Source organism: Streptomyces sp. NBC_01707 (assembly GCF_041438805.1).
Lineage (GTDB): Bacteria > Actinomycetota > Actinomycetes > Streptomycetales > Streptomycetaceae > Streptomyces.
This window is the reverse complement of the sequence record NZ_CP109190.1, coordinates 1320170-1342847: the sequence shown is the minus strand read 5'-3', so window position 1 is coordinate 1342847 and position 22678 is coordinate 1320170. Positions and strand designations below refer to the sequence as shown.

Here is a 22678-nt window from a genome sequence, read left to right as displayed (position 1 = left end):
TTGGGCGCGTCACTGGCCGACGGGACCGTCCCCCTGCGTCGCCACCGTCCCTTCGTGCTGCTGTGCGGCGAGCAGGTCGCCAGCTCCGTCGGGCGGCAGATCACCGCTCTCGCACTGCCCCTGCTGGCCGTGACGGACCTCGGCGCGGGGGCGTTCGGGGCGGCCGCGCTGCTGGCGCTGACCTATCTGCCCGGCGCCGTGCTGAGCCCGCTGGCCGGAGCGATCGTCGACCGGATCAGGCTGCGCCGCCTCCTCGTGTGGTTGACCACCCTGCAGACCCTGGTCGTCGGCTCGATACCGTTGGCCGGCGCGGTGGGGCATGTCACCCTGGCGCACCTGTACGTGGTCGCAGGCGTCTCGGGCACCTTGACCTTCACGCTCTCCGTCGCGCTCCAGGCAGCGCTGCCGCGCGTCGTCGGACCGGAGCGGCTCCTCGCCGCCAACTCGGGCCTGACCGCGGCCCGTACGAGCGGACAGGTCGGCGGGCCCGCGCTCGGCGGTGTCGTGGTCGGGCTCCTCGGAGCCGACGCGGCGCTCCTCGCGGGCAGTGCGGCCTACGCGATCGAGGCGTTCATCCTGTTCGCGCTGCCCGCCGCGCTGGATGCGCTGACAGGCTCGCGGGAGCCCGCCCGCGCGAAGTCCCTGGTCGGCTCGCTGCGTACGGGACTCGCGGTGGTGCGCGCCGAGCGCCGGCTGCGCCGCATGGTCCTGGCGGGCGCTGGACTCAACCTCGGCAGCGGTGCGGCGGCCGCCCTCTACGTCTTCTACGCGACCCGTGATCTTGCCCTGCCCGCCTGGCAGTTGGGTACGACGTACGCGGCCTACAGCGCGGCCGCCCTGGCGGGCGCCCTGCTCGCCGGACGCTTCGCCAGGACCTCGGGGTTGTGGCGGGCCACGCAGATCTTCGGACTTGCAGCAGGCGCTGCCGTGTTCCTGATCCCGGCCGCGTCGCTGGGCCTCGCCTTCCCCGTGTTGGTCGCGTACCAGGTCTGCTACGGCCTCTCCGGTACCGTATGGATGATCTCCATGACGACCACGCAGCAACTGGTCACCCCTGACGGCATGCAGGGCCGCGCCGCGGGACTCGTGCAGGCGGTACTGCTCACGACGGTGCCGGTCGGAGCCCTTGCGGGGGGCGCGCTGGCCGCCTGGCTCGGCAACGCACCCATGCTCATGGGCGCGGCGGCCGTGACCCTGCTCTCCGCGGCGACCCTTTGGGCACCCACGAGGGCGGGCGCCACGGTGCCGGACCCGGCCCTGGACGCGGAGAGCCGCCGCTAGTAACTCACGACGACTTCCCGCCAACTGCCAGTTGTGGGCCGGTCAGCCGGCCGCACTTCTTCTACCGGCTGCACGTCCACCGTGGCCTCAAGGGCGAGTCCAAGAGCTTCGCCTGGCATGAGTCCCGGGGGCCCGATGATTGCCGGCGCCGAAGGTCGAGACCTCTTGGCCACCGATCTCGACGCCGTTGAGGGACGCCCGTGATCGACCTGGCGCCGAGCGGCAGGTGCCTGACCGGTGAAAGCCTAGGTCAGGCACCTTTTCTCATGCCCTAGAAGAAGCCCAGCTTCTTCGGCGAGTACGACACCAGCAGATTCTTCGTCTGCTGGTAGTGCTCCAGCATCATCTTGTGGTTCTCCCTGCCGATCCCTGACTGCTTGTAGCCGCCGAAGGCCGCATGCGCGGGGTAGGCGTGGTAGCAGTTCGTCCACACCCGGCCCGCCTGGATCGCGCGGCCCGCCCGGTACGCGGTGTTGACGTCGCGGGTCCAGACGCCCGCACCGAGGCCGTACAGCGTGTCGTTCGCCGTCCTGATCGCGTCGTCGAAGTCCGAGAATGACGTCACCGCGACGACCGGGCCGAAGATCTCCTCCTGGAAGACCCGCATCCGGTTGTCGCCCTCGAAGATGGTCGGCTGGACGTAGTAGCCGCCCGCCAGCTCGCCGTCGTAGTCGATCTTCTGACCACCCGACAGGACCTTTGCGCCCTCCTGCTGGCCGATGTCCAGATAGGAAAGGATCTTCTGCAGCTGGTCGTTGGAGGCCTGCGCGCCGATCATGGTGTCCGTGTCCAGCGGGTGGCCCGGCACGATCTGCTCGGTACGGGCGATCCCCGCTTCAAGGAACTCGCTGTAGTGGCCGCGCTGGATCAGCGCACGTGACGGACAGGTGCACACCTCGCCCTGGTTGAGGGCGAACATCGTGAACCCTTCGAGGGCCTTGTCGCGGAAGTCGTCGTTCGCCGACCAGACGTCGTCGAAGAAGATGTTCGGTGACTTGCCACCCAGCTCCAGCGTCACCGGCTTGATGTTCTCGGAGGCGTACTGCATGATCAGCCGCCCGGTCGTGGTCTCGCCGGTGAAGGCGATCTTCGCGACGCGCGGGCTGGAGGCGAGCGGCTTGCCGGCCTCCGCGCCGAAGCCGTTGACGATGTTGACGACACCCGGCGGCAGCAGATCGGCGACCAGGCTCAGCCACACATGGATGGAGGCCGGGGTCTGCTCGGCCGGCTTCAGGACGACCGCGTTGCCTGCGGCGAGCGCCGGGGCCAGCTTCCAGGTCGCCATCAGGATCGGGAAGTTCCACGGGATGATCTGAGCGACCACGCCGAGCGGTTCGTGGAAGTGGTACGCAACGGTGTCGTCGTCGATCTCGCTGAGCGAACCCTCCTGGGCCCGCAGCGCACCCGCGAAGTACCGGAAGTGGTCGATGGCGAGCGGGATGTCGGCGGCCAGTGTCTCCCGCACAGGCTTGCCGTTGTCCCAGCTCTCGGCGACGGCCAGCTCCTCCAGGTGCGCCTCCATCCGGTCGGCTATCCGGTTGAGGACCGACGCGCGCTCCCCGGCGGCCGTGGCTCCCCAGGCAGGGGCGGCGGCGTGCGCCGCGTCCAGGGCGCGTTCGATGTCCTCGGCGGTGCCGCGGGCGATCTCGGTGAACGGGCGGCCGTTGACGGGGCTCGGGTTCTCGAAGTACTGACCGCGGACCGGCGGGACGTACTCGCCGCCGATCCAGTGGTCGTAGCGGGACTCGTACGAGACGATGGCGCCCTCGGTGCCCGGCGCAGCGTAACGGGTCATCTCTGTGGCCTCCCGGATCCGGTGCCGCCCGCCGTTGGACGGCCCTCGGCGCGAGGCTAGGCAGCGCAACGTTGCAAGCCCGTTGCGCGCGGTCGTGCTGGGCGTCGCGGCCCCGGCTTCGATCGGCCGGACAGCCCCAAGGCTGTCCCGTGATTCCTGATGGATCAGCGCGTGGTGTCGGATGCGGTGCATCGCAAGGCGGAGGGGCGTGATCGTACTCGGCGCATGCGGGCGTCCCGACAACGTGGCGAGGTGCCGTAGCTGTCGCTGTCTGCCCGCCAGGGATGACGGGACAGCCCTCAGCGCTGTTCGGCGTCGAGCTCGCGCGCCCTGGCCAGCGGCGCCGCCCGCTGCCCGGGCGGCGCCGCGGCGGCCAGCGCCTGCCACACCGGGAGGTCTTCCTCGCCCCACGGGCTGTACGCCCAGTCCGCCAGCAGCCCCGGGTCACCGCGCGCGATCAGCGAGGCCCGCAGTTGATCGTCGAGCCGGCGCCTCAGCCGGGCGACGGACGGTGCCTGCGATCCGGGCAGCAGTGGCCCCGCGTACGCGCTGAGCGCCGCCGCCACCGCACCGGACGCGAGCCTGCGCGCCACGGTGTCGAAGTCGGCGTCGACCGGGGCGGCGAACCGGTACGGGCGGGAGAGCAGGAGTTCGGGGCCGAGGAGCCTTCGCAGCCGCGAGAGTTCGGCCCGTAGCGTCACCGGGGTCACCGACTCGTCCTCGTACAGTTCGATGAGAAGTTCGTCGCCGCCCAGGCCTTCCGGATGGCGGGCCAGTGTCACCAGTATCTCGCTGTGCCGTCTGCTGAGCCGGATCTTGCGGCCGCCCGCGACGAGCAGTGCCTCGTCCCGGCCGAGCGCGCTGAGCTGTACGGACTCCTCGGCGGGCGAGGGTGCGAGCAGAGCGAGCTGGGACTCCGCCGCGCGCGCCACCGCCTGGACGAACGCCAGACTGTGCGGGTGCGCGAGCCGGTTCCCGCCGGTGATGTCGACGGCGCCCAGTACCCGCCCTGTGCGCGGATCGTGAAGGGGCGCCGCGGCGCAGGTCCACTGCTGCACCGGACGCAGGAAGTGCTCGGCGGCGAACACCTGCACCGGCCGGTCCACGGCGATCGCGGTCCCCGGCGCGTTCGTCCCCGCCACGGACTCGGACCAGCGGGCACCCTCCACGAAGTTCATCCGTCCCGCGCGCCGCCGTGTCGTCTCGTGTCCTTCGACCCAGAGCAGCCTGCCGTACGCGTCGCACACCGCGAGGAGGTGCTCTCCGTCCGTGGCGTACGCACTCATCAGTTCACGGATCACCGGCATGGCACGGGCCAGCGGATGTCCCTCCCGGTACGGTCCGAGCTCGTCCGCGCCCAGTTCGACCTGGGCCGCGCCGTCCGGACTGACCCGGGCCCGGGCCGAGCGCCGCCACGACTCGCCGACCACGGATCGTACCGGCAGCTCCAGCCGGCCCGCGGTGGTGAACACCTCGTGTGCGTGACGCAGTTCGCCGAGCCGTTCGACGAGGTCCGTATCGGCGGTCAGGGCTACCCAGGGGTCCGTCAACTCGCCCTCCCGTCCAAGGGGTGTCGTGCAACCCCATCGTCGTCGCAGCAGGGCTCTGCGACAACCTCGGTGCGGAGAGCAGTCACACGAGGCTGCGGTTCAGCCGGCGCTGAAGAGGTTGACGAGGCGGATGTAGCGCACCCAGTCCCAGCTGGGTCCGGGATCGGTGTGATCGGTGCCCGGTACCTCGACGTGTCCGAGAATGTGTGCACGGTCCTTGGGGATGCCGTAGCGGTCGCAGACCGAAGCGGTCAGCAGCGCCGACTGCTCGTACAGGGCGTCGGTGAAGTACGCCGGCCGGTCCACCCAGCCCTCGTGCTCGATGCCGACACTGCGCGTGTTGTAGTCCCAATTTCCCGCGTGCCAGGCGATGTCCTGTTCCCGGACGCACTGCGCGATGTACCCGTCGGCCGAACGCACCACATAGTGGGCGGATACCTGCTTCGCCGGATTCTGGAAGATCCCGATCGCGTCCGAGAACAGCTCCTGCGTGACATGGATGATCACGTACTCCACCGGATACGCCGAAGGGCGCGTCGAGGCGGTGTAGTTGGCGGTGGAGGCCGGAATCCAGTGCGCGAGCGGATAGTCGGTGGAGCCCGCCGTGGAAGAGGCCATCGCGCGGGTGGAGGCCGGGAGCAGAGCGGCGGCCGCCGTCGCCGCGGCGCCCTGAAGGATCCTTCTGCGGTGCATGAATGCTCCTGTGCGGGGAGGGAGGTTCCAGGATCAGGGGCTGGGAAGCAGTGCGGCGGTCTCCCGCAGATGACGGTGCAGCCCACCATGAGGATCACCCGCAGGCAGCCAATTCTTGCGGATCTTCGCCACACAGGTGTAGTTGGTGTCGCAGACATTCGCCAACGGAGCTTCACCGGCCTGGCTGATCAGCTGGTACGCATCGAGCTCGGAGAGCCCGTAGTCGCGTGCCAGCCACTGCACCAGGTCCAACTGCGATACGCGGAAGGCGTCTTCGAGAGGGCGGGCAGAACCGGTCGAGATCAGATGGGTGTCCGACTCGATCCGCGGCCACGGCGTCGCGACACCCTTCAGCAGCTCGACCAGCACCACCGTGTTCATCGCGCACTCAACCGCGACCCCACAGGTCTCGCCCTCACCCTGCCGGGCATGGCCATCACCCAGACTCAACAGCGCACCTTCGACATTGACCCCCAGATAGCAGGTGACCCCGGCCCGCATCTCGGGCGTGTCCATGTTTCCGCCGTGCGCGTCCGGCACCAGCGCGGAACGCACCTCCAGATTGGCCGGAGCCACCCCGACCGTCCCGTGCATCGGATCCATCGGCAGCTCCACCTGGATGTCGCTGTCGCGGGCGCTGAAGAGACAGGTGCGGCGGGCCCGGTCGAGCTGCCACATCCACACCACCTCCGGCAGCGGGGCCTGCAACGAAGCCGTCGTATGGGTGGAGGTGAGGGCGCCGAACAGCGGCACGGTCGTGGACGCCGCCCAGTCCCTGGCCGGTTCGATCGACACGAAGTGCACCGCGACGGTATCGCCCGGCTCCGCCCCCACGACATGGAAAGGACCGGTCTGCGGGTTGAGGAACGGGAACTCGCAGACGGCGGAGACCAGGTCCTTCTCGGAGCGCACCCGGCCCGCGAAGCAGTCCTCCGTGTACACGTCGAGGAAGGTGCCGGGCTCGATCCGGGCCACCGGCGCCGCACCGCCGAAGGTCCATGCGTACTCGTCCTCCTTGGGGCGCACCGTCAGGATCCGCGGGTCGCTCATCGCTGTTCTGCTCCTGCCTCGACGTCGACGACGGCCTCCGGGGCCTCGTCCAGATGGATCCGACCAGTCTGTGCCACCCGCTCCGGATGCCTGCGCACCAGCACCACCAGCACACCGATACCGATGAGCATCCAGATGCCGACCACCGGGCCGGCGTACGAGACGGGGGCGCTGAGCTCCGAGACGAAATCGAAGACCGGGATTCCGGCGGCCGTCAGCAGCGCCGGTACGAACGCCGCGATGCCCAGCACCGGGAAGAGAAGATGGAGTACCGGGTTGAACGCGTCGCGACGCCGGCGCAGGAAGTACCCGGCGCAGGCGAGGTTGACGACGATGTACACACCGATGATCACGGTCACGATGATGGTGGCCAGCAGCACGAACGCGGTCACCGGGTCGTAGCCGAAGCCGAGCCCGAGCGTCGCGCCGACCGCGATCACGAACTGCGCGGCCACCCCGGTGACGGGGGAGCGGCGGCGTGGATGGAGCCTGGCGAACGCCTGCGGGAACACTCCGATGCGCCCCAGGGCGAAGGCCGTACGCGTCGACACGTTCGCGCACGCGTTGGCGTTGGCCACGGTCGAGTTGACGACGGCGAGGAAGAGCAGCACCCAGAACAACCCGAACGAGGCACGGGCCACGCCTTCCCACGACGCCGCCCCCGAAGCGCCGAATCCGGAGAATTTGTCCGGCCCGAAGTAGACGGACATCGCGTATGTGGTGAGGACGTACACCAGGCCGATCGACAGCGCGGCGCCGAGCACCGCCCGGCGCATCGTGCGCCGCGGGTTCTTCGTCTCCTCGGCGAGTGGCGCCGCCGCCTCGAAGCCCGCGAACGCCAGCACGGTGTAGACGGAGCCCGCGAAGATCCCGCTGATGCCGTCGAAGCCGTCCGCGGTGTGCGACGTACCGAACACCGACAGGGTGTTGTCCGAGCCGGCCTGTCCGATCAGCAGCACCGCGAAGGCGACGAAGACCAGCACCTCGAAGATGCCGAGCACGGTCCCGAAGCGGGCGGAGGCCCGGACGCCGAAGTAGCCGGCGAGCGCGATGACGACCGCACCCAGAAGCGACCACGGCCACCACAGGTCCGCCGGGTACGACGACCACTCCTGGTGCAGGGTGCCCGCTGTCGTGAACCCGAGCTGGAGCAGCAGCAACGCGGGCACCAGCGCCTCGACGAAGACATAGCCCCAGCCCACCAGGAAGCCGACGGCCGGATGCAGGCCCTGTGCGGAGTACGTGGCTACCGAACCCGCCGCCGGCAGGTGACGGGCCAGCTCCGCGACGCACGACGCGGTGAACAGACAGGCCACCAGCGCCACCAGCACGGAGAGCGGCAGACTGCCGCCGGCGAACGCGGCCCCGGACGGGATGGACGCGGCGATGGCAGCGGCGGGCGCCATCGCCGTGATGCTCTGGAAGAGAACTTCGCGCAGCCCGACGGCATCGCGCAGCAGTGTGGTTTCCGATTCCCCCGACACTCCGTGACTCCCTCTGTCCGTTGACCGGAATGCGTTGTCCGATGTACGGCCGAGCGTCTCGCGCGCCCCACCGTACGGCCGTGGCGCGGATGGCGGAAGATGGCAGGCGGCCGAAAATCGGTAGGGAGCAAGGGAGTTGAGGGAGGGGCGCGGCAGCCCGGTGAGACGAGGTCCACCGGAAGGCGGGTTACCCCACGCCGAGTGCTTCCGACAGCGCCGCCGCCGGGTCGTCGTCCGACGGGCCCGCCGGAATCCAGCGCCCACGCTCCTTGCGGTACGGCCACCAGCGCCCGTCCCGCCCGTAGCGCAGCTGTGCGTCACCGCCTGCCACGGTCCACCGGTTGCGCACCGCCCGCAGCTGCGGACGCTCGCCGTCCTCCCACGCCGCGGCGAGCCGGGTGAGTGCCCGGGCGTGGGACGCCGGATCCGGTGCCCACTCCTCGTCGAACACGGTGAGCGCTGCCGTCCCGCCGTAACCCCAGGCCCGCACAGCGGCGTCGAGCTCGGCCCGCTGCCGCCCCGATCCGGTGGCGAGCCGTGTCATGAGCCAGGGCTCGGGACGGGCGTCGGCGGCCAGCCGTACGGCATCCTGCTCCGGCGTCAACCCGGCCTGCACGGGCTGCTGTCCGTGGTCCGGGGACAGGGCTTCGGCCAGCATCCGGTAGGCCCGGACGGCGCTGTCGGTCGCCAGCACTTCCAGCGCGGCCGGCTCGAGACCGGGCTCCGGTCCGGTCTCCGTGTCCAGCGACGGCGGGGGGCCGGGCTCGGCGGGCAGCGGGGGTGGCGCGGGCAGCGGAGGCAGGATCTCCTGCGCGGCGAATGCCTCGTCCGCGCGTACGCCACGCGCCCGCCGGTCCTCCGCGCGGGAGGACTCCGCCGGTTGCCGCTCCGCGGTCCGGGCCGTGATCCGTGCCTGGAGATCGTCGAGCACCCGCCGCTCGCCGCGCCCCCGCATCAGCAGCAGGACGAAGGGGTCCTGGTCCAGCAGCCGTGCCACTTGGTAGCAGAGGGCGGCGGAGTGCGGACAGTGGTCCCACGCCTCGCAGGTGCACTCCGGATCCAGATCGCCGATCCCCGGCAGCAGATCCACCCCGGCCGCCGCCGCGTCCTCCACCAGATGCGGCGGCATCTCCCGGTCGAGGAGTGCGGCGATGTGCCCGGCCCGGTCGACCGCCATGTCCAGGAAGCGGTCCCACTCCTCCTCGCTCAGCTGCTGGAGCAGGACGTCACTGCGGTACGGGGTCGAGTCCCGGTCCTGGACGACTGCGGTGATCCGACCCGGGCGTACGGAGACCGCGCCGACCCTTCCCTCGCCGGCGAGCCGGCGCCCCTTCTTGACCTGTTGGCCGTCGAGCGCGGTGTCCTCCAGGGCCTTCAGCCAGGCACGGCCCCACCAGGACTCGGCGAAGCCACGGCCTCGTGCGGGCGGCAGAGCAGCAAAGGTACGTTCCTGCCCCGGCGCCGACACCTCGGCTCCGCGGGATGCGGGGTCGCTGTCCTCCGCCTCGTATTCGTCGTCGTACTCCTCGCCCTGGTATCCAGGGTTCGGGTATCCGTCGGTCCCGTACGTGTCGCTCATCGCGCGCCCCCTCGCAGCTGCACCAGATCGGCAAGTTCCGCGTCGGTGAGTTCGGTCAGCGCCGTCTCACCGGAACCCAGCACGGCATCCGCAAGGCCCTGCTTGCGGGCCAGCATGTCGGCGATCCGGTCCTCGATGGTTCCCTCGGTGATCAGCCGGTGCACCTGCACCGGCTGGGTCTGCCCGATGCGGTACGCACGGTCGGTGGCCTGTGCCTCGACCGCGGGGTTCCACCAGCGGTCGAAGTGCACCACGTGGCCCGCCCGGGTGAGGTTGAGGCCCGTACCGGCCGCCTTCAGCGACAGCAGGAAGACCGGGGACTCGCCCGCCTGGAACCGGTCCACCATGGCCTCGCGCTCGGCGATCGGCGTACCGCCGTGCAGAAACTGGGTGCCTACGCCGCGCGCCGCCAGATGCTGTTCGAGCAGCCGTGCCATCTGTACGTACTGGGTGAACACGAGCACGCTCGCGTCCTCCGCGAGAATGGTGTCGAGCAGCTCGTCGAGGAGCTCCAGCTTTCCCGAACGGTCAGCGATCCGCGGCCGCTCCTCCTTGAGGTACTGCGCAGGGTGGTTGCAGATCTGCTTCAACGCCGTCAGCAGCTTCATCACGAGGCCGCGCCGGGCGAATCCGTCGGCGCCGGAGATCTCGGCCAGGGTCTCCCGTACCACCGCCTCGTACAGACCGGTCTGCTCCGCCGTCAGCGAGACCGTGCGGTCGGTCTCCGTCTTCGGCGGCAGCTCCGGGGCGATCCCCGGATCGGACTTGCGCCGCCTCAGCAGGAACGGCCGCACCAGGGCAGCGAGTCGCTCGGCCGCCGCCGGGTCGTTGCCGCCTTCCACGGCCCGCGCGTACCGGGTACGGAACGTGCCGAGACGGCCGAGAAGCCCGGGCGTCGTCCAGTCGAGGATGGCCCACAGCTCGGACAGGTTGTTCTCCACGGGGGTACCGGTGAGCGCCACCCGCGCCCGCGCACCGATCGTCCGCAGCTGCTGCGCGGTCGCCGAGTACGGGTTCTTCACGTGCTGCGCCTCGTCGGCGACCACCATGGACCAACCGGCCCCGGCGAGCTTCGCCGCGTCGAGCCGCATCGTGCCGTACGTGGTGAGGACGAACTCGCCGTCCACCAGGTCCTCCAGGCTCCGGGCCGCGCCGTGGAAGCGCCGTACCGGTGTGCCGGGTGCGAACCTCTCGATCTCCCGCTGCCAGTTGCCCATCAGTGAGGTCGGGCAGACCACCAGGGTCGGTCCGGCGGCCTCCTCGAAGCTCTGACGGTGCAGATGCAGCGCGATGAGGGTGATGGTCTTGCCGAGGCCCATGTCGTCGGCGAGACAGCCGCCGAGGCCGAGCGAGGTCATGGTGTGGAGCCAGTTCAGACCGCGCAGCTGATAGTCGCGGAGCGTCGCGCTGAGCGCGGAGGGCTGACCGACCGTCTGCTGCGCACCGGACTCCGGATCGGCGACCCGCGCCCGCAGTCGCTCCAGCCAGCCGGTCGCCTGCACGTCGACCGGGCGGCCGTCGATCTCGGTGGAACCGGTCAGAGCGGCCCCGAGCGCAGCGATCGGCGTGACCTTGCGGTCCTGCGTCTCGCGGGCTCGGCGTGCCTCCTCCGGGTCGATGAGCACCCACTGGTTGCGCAGCCGGACGATCGGTCTGCCGGCTTCGGCCAACCGGTCCAGTTCGGCGCGGCTGAGCTGCTGGTCGCCGAGTGCGAACCACCAGTTGAACGCCAGCAGTGCGTCGGCCGACAGGAACGACGGGACGTCGGACGCGGACTGTCTGTCCGAGGACTCGCCGCCGTGGTCGCTTCCGCTGTCGCCGGTGTCCCCGGCTTCCCCGTGGTCCGGCGGGCCGATCACCGCGCGTGCGGTGAGGGTGCGGGCGAGCTCCTTGGGCCAGTGCACCTGGACCCCGGTCGCGGCGAGCGACCGTGCGGCCGAGCCGAGCAGTTCGGCGATCTCCTCGTCGGCCGGCTCGACGAAGTCCGGTACGGCGGCCGACAGCAGCGGCGTCAGCGGTGGCCAGGCGCGGGCGGCGCGGCGCAGGGCGAGGAGGGCGTCCATCCGGGCGCGCGGACCGAACCCCGCAGCGGTGGGCGCGGTGCCCGCCCAGACGTCCGCGGCGTCGGCGACCACTGTCGGATCGCTGACGCTGTGGATCTGCAGGACGGCACGGAAGGACGGCCCGGCACCTTGCCCGGCGTCCTCGTGAGCAGGAGTCAGACCGGTGACCTCGACGCGCAGCGAGAGCCGCACACCCGCGTCGTGCCCGGCCGCGACATCGGCGGCCCAGGCCCGGTGCTCGGGCAGGCGCTGCGGCGCGGCGGCGGCGAAGGCCGGGCTTCCGGTGGCGAACACCGCGGCGGGCGTGCGCGGCAGACCGTCGGCCACCGCGTCCAGGAACGCGCGCAGCAGCCGCTCCGGCTCCGGCAGCAGCACGGGCTCCACGGCGTCGTCCAGCGGTACGGCATGGGCGGTGGGCGGCATGGAAGCCGCGAGGTCACGGATCCGGTCGAGGTCGGCGGCGGCCAGCGGACCCGCCCGCCACGCGTCGTGGTCGGAGGCGCTCAGCCCCGGCAGCAGCAGTCCACGGGCGGCGAGTTGCAGGGCGAGGAGGGCGGCCGCGCCCCAGAACGCAGCCGAGGGCGAGGCCTGCGCCGCGGCCCGCGCGCGGGTCAGTACGGGCAGGGCGTCCCGCACCGGCAACAGCAGTGCCGGCACATCGTACGGGCGGATGTCGGCTCCGACGACGGTCAGTTCCCCGACGGTCCCAGGTGCATCGGGCGGGCTGCTGCCGTCCGGATGCCAGAAGGCGACCCGGCCGGTACGGGAGGGATCCGCGGGAAGGAAGACGACGGAGCAGCGGGAGAGTGCGGAGATCTCGGCGAGGGTTGCCGCAGGGAGCCTGTGCACAGCGATGTCGAATTCCTCAAATTTGACTAGTGGGGGCCCAAGGTCGCCGAGGGTACTCCACCGGTGAGGCCGTCCGGGAGCGGAATCGCCGTGATCCGGCTCACTTCACTGGCGACTGCGGGCTGCCCGGTGTAGCCAGCACCCCCCTCCCAGGAGGGGGCTACCCCCCGAGACTCCGGGTGGTGGCGCCATGGTTGCCGCAGGACCCCAGCCCGTACGTTTCAACAGGTCAGAGCAGCTTCCCGTGCCTCCCAGAGACCGGAGTCAACATGCCCCAGGCCGTATCCACCGTCGCGGACCGCCCCCGCGACCGTGCCGGAAGTACGGACAGCGCCGACAGGAGCACGGGCGTCGGGCAACGCGCGGCCGACGTCGGCGGCAGTGACTTCGCGCCGCTCCTGCGGGCCGTGAAGGCGCAAGGGCTCCTGGAGCGGCGCACCGGATGGTACGCGGCCGTGATCGCCTCCAACCTCCTCGCCCTGGGTGGCGTGCTCACCGGCCTGGTACTCATCGGAAACACCTGGTGGACCCTGCTCCTCGCGCTGCCGTTGGCGATCCTCTGGTCCCGTACCGCATTCGTCGGCCACGACGCCGGACACGCCCAGATAACCGGCGACCGCCGGGCGAGCCGGCTCATCGGTCTGGTCCACGCCAACCTGCTCCTCGGCATGAACGAGGCCTGGTGGAACGACAAGCACGTACGCCACCACGCCAACCCCAACCACATCGACAAGGACCCGGACGTCGGCGTCGGCGCCCTCGTCTGGACGCAGAAGCAGGCGGCCCAGCGCGAAGGTTTCGCCCGCTGGCTCACCCGTAACCAGGCCCGGCTGTTCTTCCCGATGCTGCTCCTCGAAGGCATCGCCCTCAAGATCTCCGGCTTCCAGTACCTGCGGCAGCAACCCGCCCGCGAGCGTGTCGTGTCCGCACTGCTCCTCGTCACCCATCTCGGGCTCTACGCGACGCTGCTGCTCACCGTCATGTCCCCCGGCAAGGCCGTCGTCTTCGCGCTCGTGCACCACGCGCTGTTCGGACTCCACCTGGGCATGGCCTTCGCGCCGAACCACAAAGGCATGGAGATGCCCGACCCCGACGGCGACCGCTGGGGGCATCTCCAGCGACAGGTCCTCACCTCGCGCAACGTACGCGGCGCCGTCCTCACCGACTGGTTCCTCGGCGGGCTCAACTACCAGATCGAGCACCATCTGTTCCCGAGCATGCCCCGCCCCCACCTTCGGCGGGCGCAGCACTTGGTACGAGCCCACTGCGAGTCGCTGGGCATGCCGTACGCGGAGACCGGCCTGGTCGAGTCCTACCGGCAGGCGCTGCAGCACATGCATGAGGTCGGTGAACCGTTGAGGCAACCCGCCGAGACGGCTCGCTGAGACAGCTCGGCGAGTAGCCCGCTCGGGGCGGCCGACCCGGGCAACGCACTGGGGCGACCCATGAAGGCGCCCGCTGGTGCAAGCTGGAACCGACAGGCCCGCACAGGCGTTGTCACAGCAGAAGCGGCTCGCGCCGCGAAGGAGGAGTGGACGATGTCGAACAGCGCAAAGATCGCCATCGGGGGAGTGGTCGTGGCAGTCGTCCTGATGCCGTTCATCGGATTCTGGCTGTCGCTGTTGGTGCTCATCGGAGTGCCTGCGGTGGCCTATCTGATGCTGGATCCCTCGCAGCGGCGCAGGCTCCGCAGGATCACTCGCAAGGAAATCGGTCGCTGAGCAGACAGGTGACCGGGATGGGGGGCATTCGTAGATGAGCGGCACAGTCACCGTGGTGAGCAGCAACGGCACCTACAGCTTCACCAAGCCGAACAGGGACAGCGTGACCCTGCTGGCCGGGCTCGGTGTGGAGGGGGACGTGCATGCCGGAGTCACGGTCAAGCACCGTTCCCGTGTTGCGCAGGACCCCACCCAGCCGAATCTGCGCCAGGTCCATCTGATCCACGAGGAGCTGTTCGAGGAGCTGCGGGAGGCGGGCTTCGAGGTAGCTCCCGGGGATCTCGGGGAGAACGTCACCACGCGCGGCATCGATCTCCTCGGCCTCCCCGTCGGCACGCTGTTGCACCTCGGTGACGAAGCCGTCGTCGAGGTCACCGGCCTGCGCAACCCGTGCCTGCAGATCGACAATTTCCAGGGCGGCCTGCTGAAGCAGGTCGTCGGCCGGGACGCGGCGGGCGACATCGTGCGCAAGGCGGGGATCATGGGCGTCGTCGCGTCCGGTGGAAGGGTCCGGCCGGGCGATCCGGTCAAGGTGGAGCTGCCCGCCGAGCCGCACCGGCGGCTGGACCGCGTGTAGCGGGGGAGCCACGCCGGTGGTCCCGTGCGGGCGCCCGTCACCGTCCGGCCGGCGCGAGTTTCTCGCCACCGGCCGGACGCGACAGAGTCTCCCGGCGGCGGCTCAGGCAGGCCGCACCGCGAGCGCGTCGAGTGCCTTCAACAGGCCGGGCAGCGCCGCCCCGCGTCCCACGGGCAGAACTTCGCCGGGTTCCTCGTCCAGCAGGACGAACGCGATGTCGTCGGTCCTCGCGACCAGGGACCATCCGGGTCCGTCGGCGCGCAGGGTCCGGGCATCGCCCGGGGCGAAGGAGGACCGGATGCGTCCGGGCGGCGGCGGGTCGTCCACGTACGCATGAGCCTCCGCGAGAGCGCGTCGCACACCCGGATGGGTTCCGGACAGCGCGGGGGAGCCTGCTGAGCTCTCCTCGGCCGATTCGGCGGCCGAGTCCGCGTCCACTGCGGCGCCGGCATCCGACTCCTTGGCGTCGTCCGGACCGTCGGTGCCACTCAGTTCGTCGGTGCCACCACCTGTGTTTCCGCCATCCGTGCCGTCCGCGACATCCGGGCCGTTCGACCCCGCGAACGTCGTCTCGTCGTCGATCTGGTCGCGCCACGCGGCCCACTGCAACGCGATCTCGTCCGCGCCCAGCCGCCGCTGGGCGGGCCCCCACGTCTCGGTGTCGGGCGGGGTCAGCGGAGGCAGATCGGTGCCCTCGGCCTCGGGGTCCGGCGGCGGGTCGTGGGGGGCGGGCACCCCAGGTGCGGCCACCGCCAGTGCGAGGGGCCAGCCAGGGAGCGCGCAGACCACCGAGCGGTCGTCGGGGGAGAGGTCGTACTCCATGCCGCAGTCCCACGAGGCGATGGCGACGGCGACCAGTGACACGTCGTCGACGACGACGGTCCACCGGGCACCGTCGCCGTCCTGGCCGAGGACGAGTCCATAGCCTTCGGCGTAGGGCTCGAGGCCGAGTGCCCCGCAGGCAGCCGGGTAGTCGTCACCGAGCACGCTCGGGAACTGCGCGGGTGTGAGCAGCACCGCGGTCAGCACATACAGTGCGTCGTCCTCGGCGACCGCGTCGTCCGTCCCGGCCACAGCACTCTCCTCGTCCCTCATGGTTTCCGTCGGCGCACCTTAACCAGTGGGTAACGCGGTCGTCGAGGCCCTGACAAGGGAAGACCCCTCGTGCGTGGTCGAGCGGACGGTGGCGTTCAGTCGGCGGGCAGCCCCAGCAGGTCGCGGGCCACGGACTGCGGCGACCGACCGCGCTCGCGCGCCAGCGCGACGACGGCTCTGCAGGCCAGCTCATTGATCCCGAAGGACAGCGCTCCGGGCGACACCCATCCGCTCACCTCGTCCATCCGGTCCTGGTCGTCCTCCGCGCACGCCGAGACATAGGTGGCGGCCGCCTCGAACAGATTGTGCTGCTTGCGTCGGTGTTCCTCGCGCGGTGGCGCCGACAGCCCGCCCTTGCGGCTGGGAGAGACCACCTTCCGGAGACTGCTGAACATGTCGATCATGGAGACCGCCTTCCCGGGGAGTCGTGCACGGGGAGCCGTGCACGCGAGCTGCCTTCGTACGTATCTACGGTCTTCCCCGTCGACGTAGAGTTGGACCACCGACCGAGGAACGGGGACCGCGCGGTGAAGCGATTCGACCGGCTGAAGGAGATCCAGCGTCTCGATCCGGAACGGGACTTCCTGGAGATCTACCGGCTCACGGCCACCTACGAGTTCCCCTGGGACATCACCCGGGCCCTCGAACTGGCCCTCTATCGTACATATGCCGTCCCCGGCATCGGCCGACTCCTCGCCGAGACGGCAGAGCTGACGGGACGTTCCCAGAAGAGGTACGACGACACGGCGCTCCTTCTCGACGCCGTCGTGGAGCACGGTTTCGACAGCGATCAGGGGCGCACGGCGATCCGTCGGATCAACCAGATGCACCGCAGCTACGACATCAGCAACGACGACATGCGCTACGTGCTCTGTACGTTCGTCGTCGTCCCGAAGCGCTGGATCGACACGTACGGCTGGCGCCGGCTCTCCGACCACGAGCTGCAGGCGTTCGCCGTCTACTACCGCACCCTAGGCGACCACATGGGTATCAAGGGCGTGCCTCGGACGTTCGAGGAGTTCGAACGCACCCTCGACGTGTACGAGGACGAGCACTTCGGCTGGGACGAGGGCGCGCGCAAGGTCTCCGACGCCACACTGGCGCTGATGGCCTCCTGGTATCCGGGCCCGCTGGCACCCGTCCTGCGCAAGGCGAGCCTGGCACTCCTCGACGATGCGCTGCTACGGGCGTTCCGCTACGAACGCCCCGGCCCTGTCGCCCGTGGTCTCACGCGCGGTGCGCTGCGTCTGCGGGCGCGTGCCGTGCGACTCCTGCCGCCCCGCTCCACCGCGCACTACGCGCGCCAGAACCCGGAGATCAAGGGCTACCCGGACGGCTACGAGATCGGCGGGCTCGGTACGTTCCCGACCCCCGGCACCGGCGGCTGCCCGGTCCCGCACAACCGGCGGCCGGGCGCTCCGGTCGAGTAGACCCGGAGGCCCGCGCCTTCTCGGCCCGCCCGCCGGTCAGTCCGCTCGCACGGCGAGTGCGAGGAATCGGGTGTCCTCATCGGTGTACGAGTCCAGCCGCCAGCCCGAACGTGCGAGCATCGGCCGGAGGTTGTGCTCGGCCCGAAGATCGTCGTCCGTGATCCGGCGGCCGTGGCGCGCCGCGAGTGCGGCCCGGCCGATGGGGTGGAACAGGGCCAGCTGCCCGCCGGGCCGGACGACGCGGGCCAGCTCGGCCAGGTCCGGTCCAGGATCTGACAGGTGAGAGATGAGCCCGGCGCCGAACACGGCGTCGAGCGAGGCGTTCCGCAGCGGCAGTCGGGCCACATCGGCGAGCAGCAGCCGACCGCTCCGGTCGCGTCCGGCGCGTACCGCCGCCTGGAGCATTGCCGGGGTGAGATCCGCACCCAGAACCGTGCCCCGTGGTCCGACGGCGCTGCGCAGTGCAGGCAGGGCCCGTCCCGTACCGCATCCCGCGTCGATCACGGCGTCGCCGGGGCGCAACCCGAGTGCAGCGACGGCGGCCGCATAGGCGGGAGCGTCGTCGGGGAAGCGGGTGTCCCAGTCCGCGGCACGGGCGGTGAAGAACTCCTGGACATGTGTGTGGTGATCGGCCATACGGACATGATCCCGCAGCGGCCGTCGGAGCGAAATGGAGCGAAACCACGTGAATCGGCGTGCATGTTCGAGCACTGTGCGATCGTTCGGGGACATCTCTCTGTCATATTCCGGCAGCTTTCGAAATGCGCCCCAGGCGTGCGCCCCCATCGCGACTAGCGTCCCCGATTCATGGGACACCTGGACCACGCCACCTTCGGCTGGCTGACACCTGCGCTGTCGTACGCGATGGCAGTGATTGGCTCGGCACTCGGACTGAGCTGCACCGTGCGCGCACTCGACACGAGCGGCCGCTCGCGCCGCAACTGGCTGATCGCGGCCGCATCCGCCCTCGGCACCGGCATCTGGACGATGCACTTCGTCGCGATGCTCGGCTTCGGCGTGACCGGAACCGATATCCGCTACAACGTGCCGCTGACCCTGCTCAGCCTGCTCGGCGCCATGGTGGTGGTCGGATGCGGGGTTTTCGCTGTCGGCTACAGCCGTGACCGCACCAGGGCACTGCTCGTCGGAGGATTCGGCACCGGACTCGGCGTGGCCAGCATGCATTACCTGGGCATGGCGGCACTGCGGCTGCACGGCACGATCCACTACGACCCGTTGCGGGTCGCACTCTCCGTCGCCATCGCCGTCGTCGCCGCGACAGCGGCCCTGTGGGCGGCGCTGAACATCAAGTCACCGCGTGCCGTCGCCCTCGCCTCGCTCGTCATGGGCGCGGCGGTCAGCAGCATGCACTACACGGGCATGATGGCCGTCGGCGTCCGCGTGACCGCCTCCGACGTGGACCTCCCCGGTGCATCGACCATGCAGTTCATCTTCCCCCTGGCCGTCGGACTCGGCTCGTACCTCTTCCTGACGTCGGCGTTCGTCGCACTCTCGCCGACGGCCCGCGAGCGTGCCGCGTACGTCTCCGCCGGGCGCAGTGCGGAACCCGCCGAAGTGGATGCCATGGCCCCGGCGCGATCCGTGCAGCGCGGACGCGATCCCCACACCCGGCGTGACCCGCGCGGCCAGGACCCGTCGCCCGCCGCCACGCCCTGACGCCGCGGCCGTTCGCGCCCCTTTCACTCCTGCCCAGCTCCACACCCGGAACGAGGAGGCCATGCGCCCACCCCGCACGACCCCGGACCCCGGCGCGACGGCCGCCGCACGGCCCAGCGCCCAGCAATCGCCCGACTCCTCGCCCCCACCCGCGGCGCGCGGACGACGCGCGCACGCGGGACCGCCGGCCGACGAGAGCGCCGAACACGACGTGCGGCTGCTGCTGACGCAGGACACATCCGGGCCACGCGGACGCTGGACACTGCGCCCGAGGACCGTACGCGCGAAGATCATCTCGCTTCTGATGGTGCCCGTCGTCTCCCTTCTCGCCCTGTGGGGCTTCGCCACGGTCAACACCGCCCAGGACGTGGCGCAGCTACGGCAGTCGCAGCAGATCGACAAAGAGGTCCGGGCCCCGATATCGACCGCTGTCGCCGCACTCCAGGCCGAACGCCGCGCGGCCCTGCTCCAGACCGCTGCCCCCAGCAGCGCCCGCGCCGCGGCCCTGGAGCAGCGGGCCGGCCGCACCGACACCGCCCTCGCCGCCCTGCGACTCGACAAACAGCACACCATCGCCGACACGGGCAGCCTTCCGACGGGCGTCGCCGACCGGCTCGACCGGTTCCTCGACCGCACCCACGAACTGCGCACGGCGGGCGACCGGGACCGGGACGGGAAGCAGGAGCGCGACGAGAACGCGGTGTTCGAGCGGTACACCCGGGCCGTCACCGCGGGATTCGCCGTCTCCGGCGCCGTGACCGGAATCCAGGACGACGCGCTCGGATCCGACGCACGGGTCCTGCTCGAACTGGCCCGCGCCGACGAGATGCTGGCCCGCGAGGACGCCCTGCTCGCCACCGCAGGCCTCACCGAGAGCCTCGACGGCCGGCAACTGGTGCAGTTCACCGGAGCGATGGAGACCCGCAGGAACCTCATCGAGACCGCGGGCGCCGATCTGCCGGCCGCCGAACGTCGCACCTGGCAGAAGTTCACGGACCGGCCCGCCTACCGTCTGATCGAGGCGGCCGAGGACCAGGTGGTGGCGGCATCGCCCGGCGAGGAAGCCGCAGGGGCGGTGAACACCGCCGACTGGGAAACGGCCGCCACGAGCGTACGGAGCGAGCTGCACACCATCGACACCCGCGCCACGGAACGGGCCGCGGACCGCACCGACCCACTGACCCGCGGCCTGTTCAGCCCGTCCGGAGCGGCGGTCCTCTTCGGCTGCGTCGCCGTGGCCGCCTCGCTGGTCATCTCCGTACGCATCGGCCGCGCGCTCGTCGTGGAGCTCGTCAGTCTCCGTAACAGCGCACTGGAGATCGCCCGCCGCAAACTGCCCCGCGCCATGCAGCGACTCCGGGCCGGCGAGACCCTCGACATCCAGGCCGAAGCGCCACCCGGCCTGGCCTCCCACGACGAGATCGGACAGGTCGGCGAGGCCCTCGGCACCGTGCACCGGGCCGCCCTCAGCGCCGCCGTCGAACGAGCCGAACTGGCCGACGGCATCTCCGGCGTCTTCGTCAACCTCGCCCGCCGCAGCCAGGTGCTGGTCCACCGCCAGCTCACCCTCCTCGACAGCATGGAGCGCCGCGCCGACGACCCCGACGAACTGAGCAACCTGTTCCGCCTCGACCACCTCACCACCCGGATGCGGCGGCATGCGGAGAGCCTGATCATCCTGTCCGGCGCGGCCCCCGGCCGGGCATGGCGGATGCCCGTACCGCTGACCAACGTCGTACGCGCGGCCGTGTCCGAGATCGAGGACTACGCCCGGGTGGAGGTACGGCAACTGCCCGACGCCGCGGTCAAGGGCACCGCGGTCGCCGACCTCACCCACCTCCTCGCCGAACTCGTGGAGAACGCAGCGCAGTTCTCACCGCCGCACACCAAGGTGCGGATCAGCGGCGAGCCCGTCGGCAACGGCTACGCCCTGGAGATCGAGGACCGTGGACTCGGCATGGGCAACGAGCTCCTCGGCGAGGCCAACCGGCGCATCGAGCAGGCGGAGGCCCTCGACCTCTTCGACAGCGACCGGCTCGGCCTCTTCGTCGTCAGCAGGCTCTCGGTCCGGCACCACATCAAGGTCAAGCTGCGCACCTCCCCGTACGGCGGTACGACCGCGGTGGTCCTGCTGCCGACCGCATTGCTGCAGGGCGCGCTTCCGGCGGGCGAGGCGGCGGCCGCACCGGAGAAGCCGACGGTAGAGCGCCGACACGACGGCGACGGCGACGCTGACGGCGTGCCGTTCGCAACCGGGCCGGGCCCGCGTGCGGTGCGCCCCCAGGCCACGGCGTTCCCAGCCCCGGCCCCGGTGCACGCCCTCGAATCCCGGACGACACACCCGGCCGGAGTCACCTCGCTGCGCCCGCGTGCCCGCAGAACGGACGAGGACGGGGCAGAGGGCAGGAGCCAGGTAAGGCCGACGCCCCGGAGTGAGAGCGGCGGTGCGGACGTTGACGGCACACTGCCCCGTCGAGTCCGGCAGGCCAGCCTCGTGCCGCAACTGCGCGAGGAGCCCCGTCCCGAACCGGTCGGACGCGAGGACGGGAGTGGCGCGGACGCTCCGGTGGAGCGCACCCCGGAGCAGGCGCGGGACCGGATGACCGCCTACCGCAACGGCTGGGTACGCGGCGGCGGCACCGCCCCCGGCACACCAGCACCCCGCCGGAACATCACCGAACCCCGCCCCCGCCCCGGCAACGAAGGAGACCACGCATGATCGCGAACGAGAGGACCGAGGTGCACCGGCGCTCGGGCGAACTCGACTGGCTGCTCGACGATCTGGTGGCCCGGGTCGGCGAAGTCCGGCACGCCGTGGTGCTTTCCAACGACGGTCTGGCGGTGGGCGCCTCCAGCGCGCTCAGCCGCGAGGACGCCGAGCACCTCGCGGCGGTGGCCTCCGGCTTCCACAGCCTTGCGAAGGGCGCCGGGCGGCACTTCCAGGCCGGGGACGTCCGCCAGACGATGGTGGAGATGGATGAGGGCTTCCTGTTCGTCGCGGCCGCGGGCGACGGCTCCTGCCTCGCCGTACTGAGCACGGCCTTCGCCGATATCGGCCTGGTCGCCTATGAGATGGCCCGCCTCGTCAAACGGGTCGGCGAGCACCTGCGTACCCCGCCGCGGCTCACCGCACCCCCGTCCCCGGCCGGCTGAAAGGGCGGAGACAGCAGTGGACATGACCAGCAAGGGTCCGGGAGGCTCCCAGCGCCTCCCGGACCCGCCCGAAATGCCGGGCAGCCAGTGGTACGACGCCGAAGCCGGGCCCCTGGTCCGCCCGTACGCCATGACGGGCGGACGGACCGAACCGGGTCCCAACGGGGCGCACTTCGATCTGATCGCACTCGTCGCCGTCGCCGACAGCGCGCCGGACAGCTCCGAGGAGTGCCTGCTGGGCCCCGAACACCGCGCCCTGCTCGCCCTGTGCCGCTCCGAGACCCAGTCCGTCGCGGAACTCTCGGCCGACGCCGATCTCCCCGTCGGTGTCGTCCGCGTACTCCTCGGGGATCTGCTCGAAGCCGGCTATGTGCGGGTCAGCCGACCCGTACCGCCCGCACAACTGCCCGACGAGCGGATCCTTCGCGAGGTGATCAACGGACTGCGGGCGCTCTGAACCACCGCTCCGGCCGGCGGCCCGAGAGGCCCGACATGGACGCCGGTTCCGGACGGGACACCGGCAGGGCCTTGTGCGCAGCCCTGGCCCACCGCGGGGAACCGCCACTCCGCCCCGCGCCCGCACAGTTCTCCGAAGACTTCGCCCTCACCCGTCGTCCACACGTCCCAGTCCGTCCCGACCGTCACCACGGTCAGCCCGGGCACGGCACTCCGTGCCCGGTT

The 22678-nt window shown here is 70.9% G+C and carries 19 protein-coding genes; 9 read left to right on the top strand and 10 right to left on the bottom strand.

Annotated elements, in window-relative coordinates:
- Positions 1-1281 carry an MFS transporter gene (locus tag OG963_RS06310; RefSeq protein WP_093770564.1) on the top strand — a complete coding sequence of 427 codons (1281 nt, stop codon included), beginning with the start codon at positions 1-3 and terminating at the stop codon, positions 1279-1281.
- Positions 1282-1552: 271 nt separating this feature from the next.
- Here the strand turns inward: OG963_RS06310 and OG963_RS06305 are convergent, their stop codons facing one another.
- The 7 genes from OG963_RS06305 to OG963_RS06275 all read right to left on the bottom strand — a co-directional run bounded on the left by OG963_RS06305 (position 1553) and on the right by OG963_RS06275 (position 12344).
- Positions 1553-3076 carry an aldehyde dehydrogenase family protein gene (locus OG963_RS06305; protein WP_030932917.1) on the bottom strand — a complete coding sequence of 508 codons (1524 nt, stop codon included), beginning with the start codon at positions 3074-3076 and terminating at the stop codon, positions 1553-1555.
- Positions 3077-3375: 299 nt separating this feature from the next.
- The gene (locus OG963_RS06300) at positions 3376-4626 is read right to left on the bottom strand and encodes a GAF domain-containing protein (protein WP_327420597.1); all 1251 of its coding nucleotides are present in this window, start codon (positions 4624-4626) and stop codon (positions 3376-3378) included.
- A 99-nt stretch (positions 4627-4725) separates the two neighbouring features.
- Positions 4726-5319: an N-acetylmuramoyl-L-alanine amidase gene (locus OG963_RS06295; protein ID WP_093770568.1), complete on the bottom strand. Its 594-nt coding sequence runs from the start codon at positions 5317-5319 to the stop codon at positions 4726-4728.
- Between the two features lie 33 nt (positions 5320-5352).
- The gene (locus OG963_RS06290) at positions 5353-6369 is read right to left on the bottom strand and encodes an acetamidase/formamidase family protein (RefSeq protein ID WP_093770570.1); all 1017 of its coding nucleotides are present in this window, start codon (positions 6367-6369) and stop codon (positions 5353-5355) included.
- Positions 6366-7853, bottom strand: coding sequence for an APC family permease (locus OG963_RS06285; protein WP_093770572.1), 1488 nt, complete (start codon positions 7851-7853; stop codon positions 6366-6368). The genes OG963_RS06290 and OG963_RS06285 overlap by 4 nt, the downstream gene beginning before the upstream one ends.
- A 187-nt stretch (positions 7854-8040) precedes the next feature.
- Positions 8041-9432, bottom strand: a complete 1392-nt coding sequence (locus OG963_RS06280) for an SWF or SNF family helicase (protein ID WP_371798622.1) — start codon at positions 9430-9432, stop codon at positions 8041-8043.
- Positions 9429-12344 carry an SNF2-related protein gene (locus OG963_RS06275; protein WP_371798621.1) on the bottom strand — a complete coding sequence of 972 codons (2916 nt, stop codon included), beginning with the start codon at positions 12342-12344 and terminating at the stop codon, positions 9429-9431. The genes OG963_RS06280 and OG963_RS06275 overlap by 4 nt, the downstream gene beginning before the upstream one ends.
- 269 nt (positions 12345-12613) lie before the next feature.
- Between OG963_RS06275 and OG963_RS06270 the strand changes: the two genes are divergently transcribed.
- The 3 genes from OG963_RS06270 to OG963_RS06260 all read left to right on the top strand — a co-directional run bounded on the left by OG963_RS06270 (position 12614) and on the right by OG963_RS06260 (position 14642).
- Positions 12614-13729: an acyl-CoA desaturase gene (locus OG963_RS06270; RefSeq protein WP_093770576.1), complete on the top strand. Its 1116-nt coding sequence runs from the start codon at positions 12614-12616 to the stop codon at positions 13727-13729.
- 153 nt (positions 13730-13882) lie between these two features.
- Positions 13883-14065, top strand: coding sequence for a hypothetical protein (locus OG963_RS06265; protein ID WP_030932940.1), 183 nt, complete (start codon positions 13883-13885; stop codon positions 14063-14065).
- Between the two features lie 34 nt (positions 14066-14099).
- The gene (locus OG963_RS06260; protein WP_093770578.1) at positions 14100-14642 is read left to right on the top strand and encodes an MOSC domain-containing protein; all 543 of its coding nucleotides are present in this window, start codon (positions 14100-14102) and stop codon (positions 14640-14642) included.
- 102 nt (positions 14643-14744) lie between these two features.
- Here OG963_RS06260 and OG963_RS06255 read toward each other — a convergent pair whose 3' ends face one another.
- Together OG963_RS06255 and OG963_RS06250 are read right to left on the bottom strand one after the other, a co-directional pair.
- A complete protein-coding gene (locus tag OG963_RS06255; protein WP_256223275.1) occupies positions 14745-15737 on the bottom strand; it encodes a hypothetical protein in 993 nt (330 codons plus the stop codon).
- A gap of 95 nt (positions 15738-15832) precedes the next feature.
- Positions 15833-16141 carry a hypothetical protein gene (locus tag OG963_RS06250; protein WP_371798620.1) on the bottom strand — a complete coding sequence of 103 codons (309 nt, stop codon included), beginning with the start codon at positions 16139-16141 and terminating at the stop codon, positions 15833-15835.
- A 123-nt stretch (positions 16142-16264) separates the two neighbouring features.
- On the opposite strand from OG963_RS06250, the gene OG963_RS06245 reads away from it, so the two are divergent.
- Positions 16265-17167 carry an oxygenase MpaB family protein gene (locus OG963_RS06245; protein WP_371798619.1) on the top strand — a complete coding sequence of 301 codons (903 nt, stop codon included), beginning with the start codon at positions 16265-16267 and terminating at the stop codon, positions 17165-17167.
- Between the two features lie 36 nt (positions 17168-17203).
- Here OG963_RS06245 and OG963_RS06240 read toward each other — a convergent pair whose 3' ends face one another.
- Positions 17204-17803, bottom strand: a complete 600-nt coding sequence (locus tag OG963_RS06240; protein WP_030932953.1) for a class I SAM-dependent methyltransferase — start codon at positions 17801-17803, stop codon at positions 17204-17206.
- 171 nt (positions 17804-17974) lie between these two features.
- Between OG963_RS06240 and OG963_RS06235 the strand changes: the two genes are divergently transcribed.
- The 4 genes from OG963_RS06235 to OG963_RS06220 all read left to right on the top strand — a co-directional run bounded on the left by OG963_RS06235 (position 17975) and on the right by OG963_RS06220 (position 22454).
- Positions 17975-18844: an MHYT domain-containing protein gene (locus OG963_RS06235; protein WP_093770586.1), complete on the top strand. Its 870-nt coding sequence runs from the start codon at positions 17975-17977 to the stop codon at positions 18842-18844.
- A gap of 61 nt (positions 18845-18905) precedes the next feature.
- Positions 18906-21563 carry a nitrate- and nitrite sensing domain-containing protein gene (locus OG963_RS06230; RefSeq protein ID WP_319739759.1) on the top strand — a complete coding sequence of 886 codons (2658 nt, stop codon included), beginning with the start codon at positions 18906-18908 and terminating at the stop codon, positions 21561-21563.
- Entirely contained in the window at positions 21560-21997 is a 438-nt protein-coding gene (locus OG963_RS06225; RefSeq protein ID WP_030932962.1) for a roadblock/LC7 domain-containing protein, read from the top strand. Before OG963_RS06230 ends, OG963_RS06225 begins: the two co-directional genes overlap by 4 nt.
- Positions 21998-22019: 22 nt before the next feature.
- The gene (locus OG963_RS06220; protein WP_093772131.1) at positions 22020-22454 is read left to right on the top strand and encodes a DUF742 domain-containing protein; all 435 of its coding nucleotides are present in this window, start codon (positions 22020-22022) and stop codon (positions 22452-22454) included.
- Positions 22455-22678 lie beyond the last annotated feature (224 nt).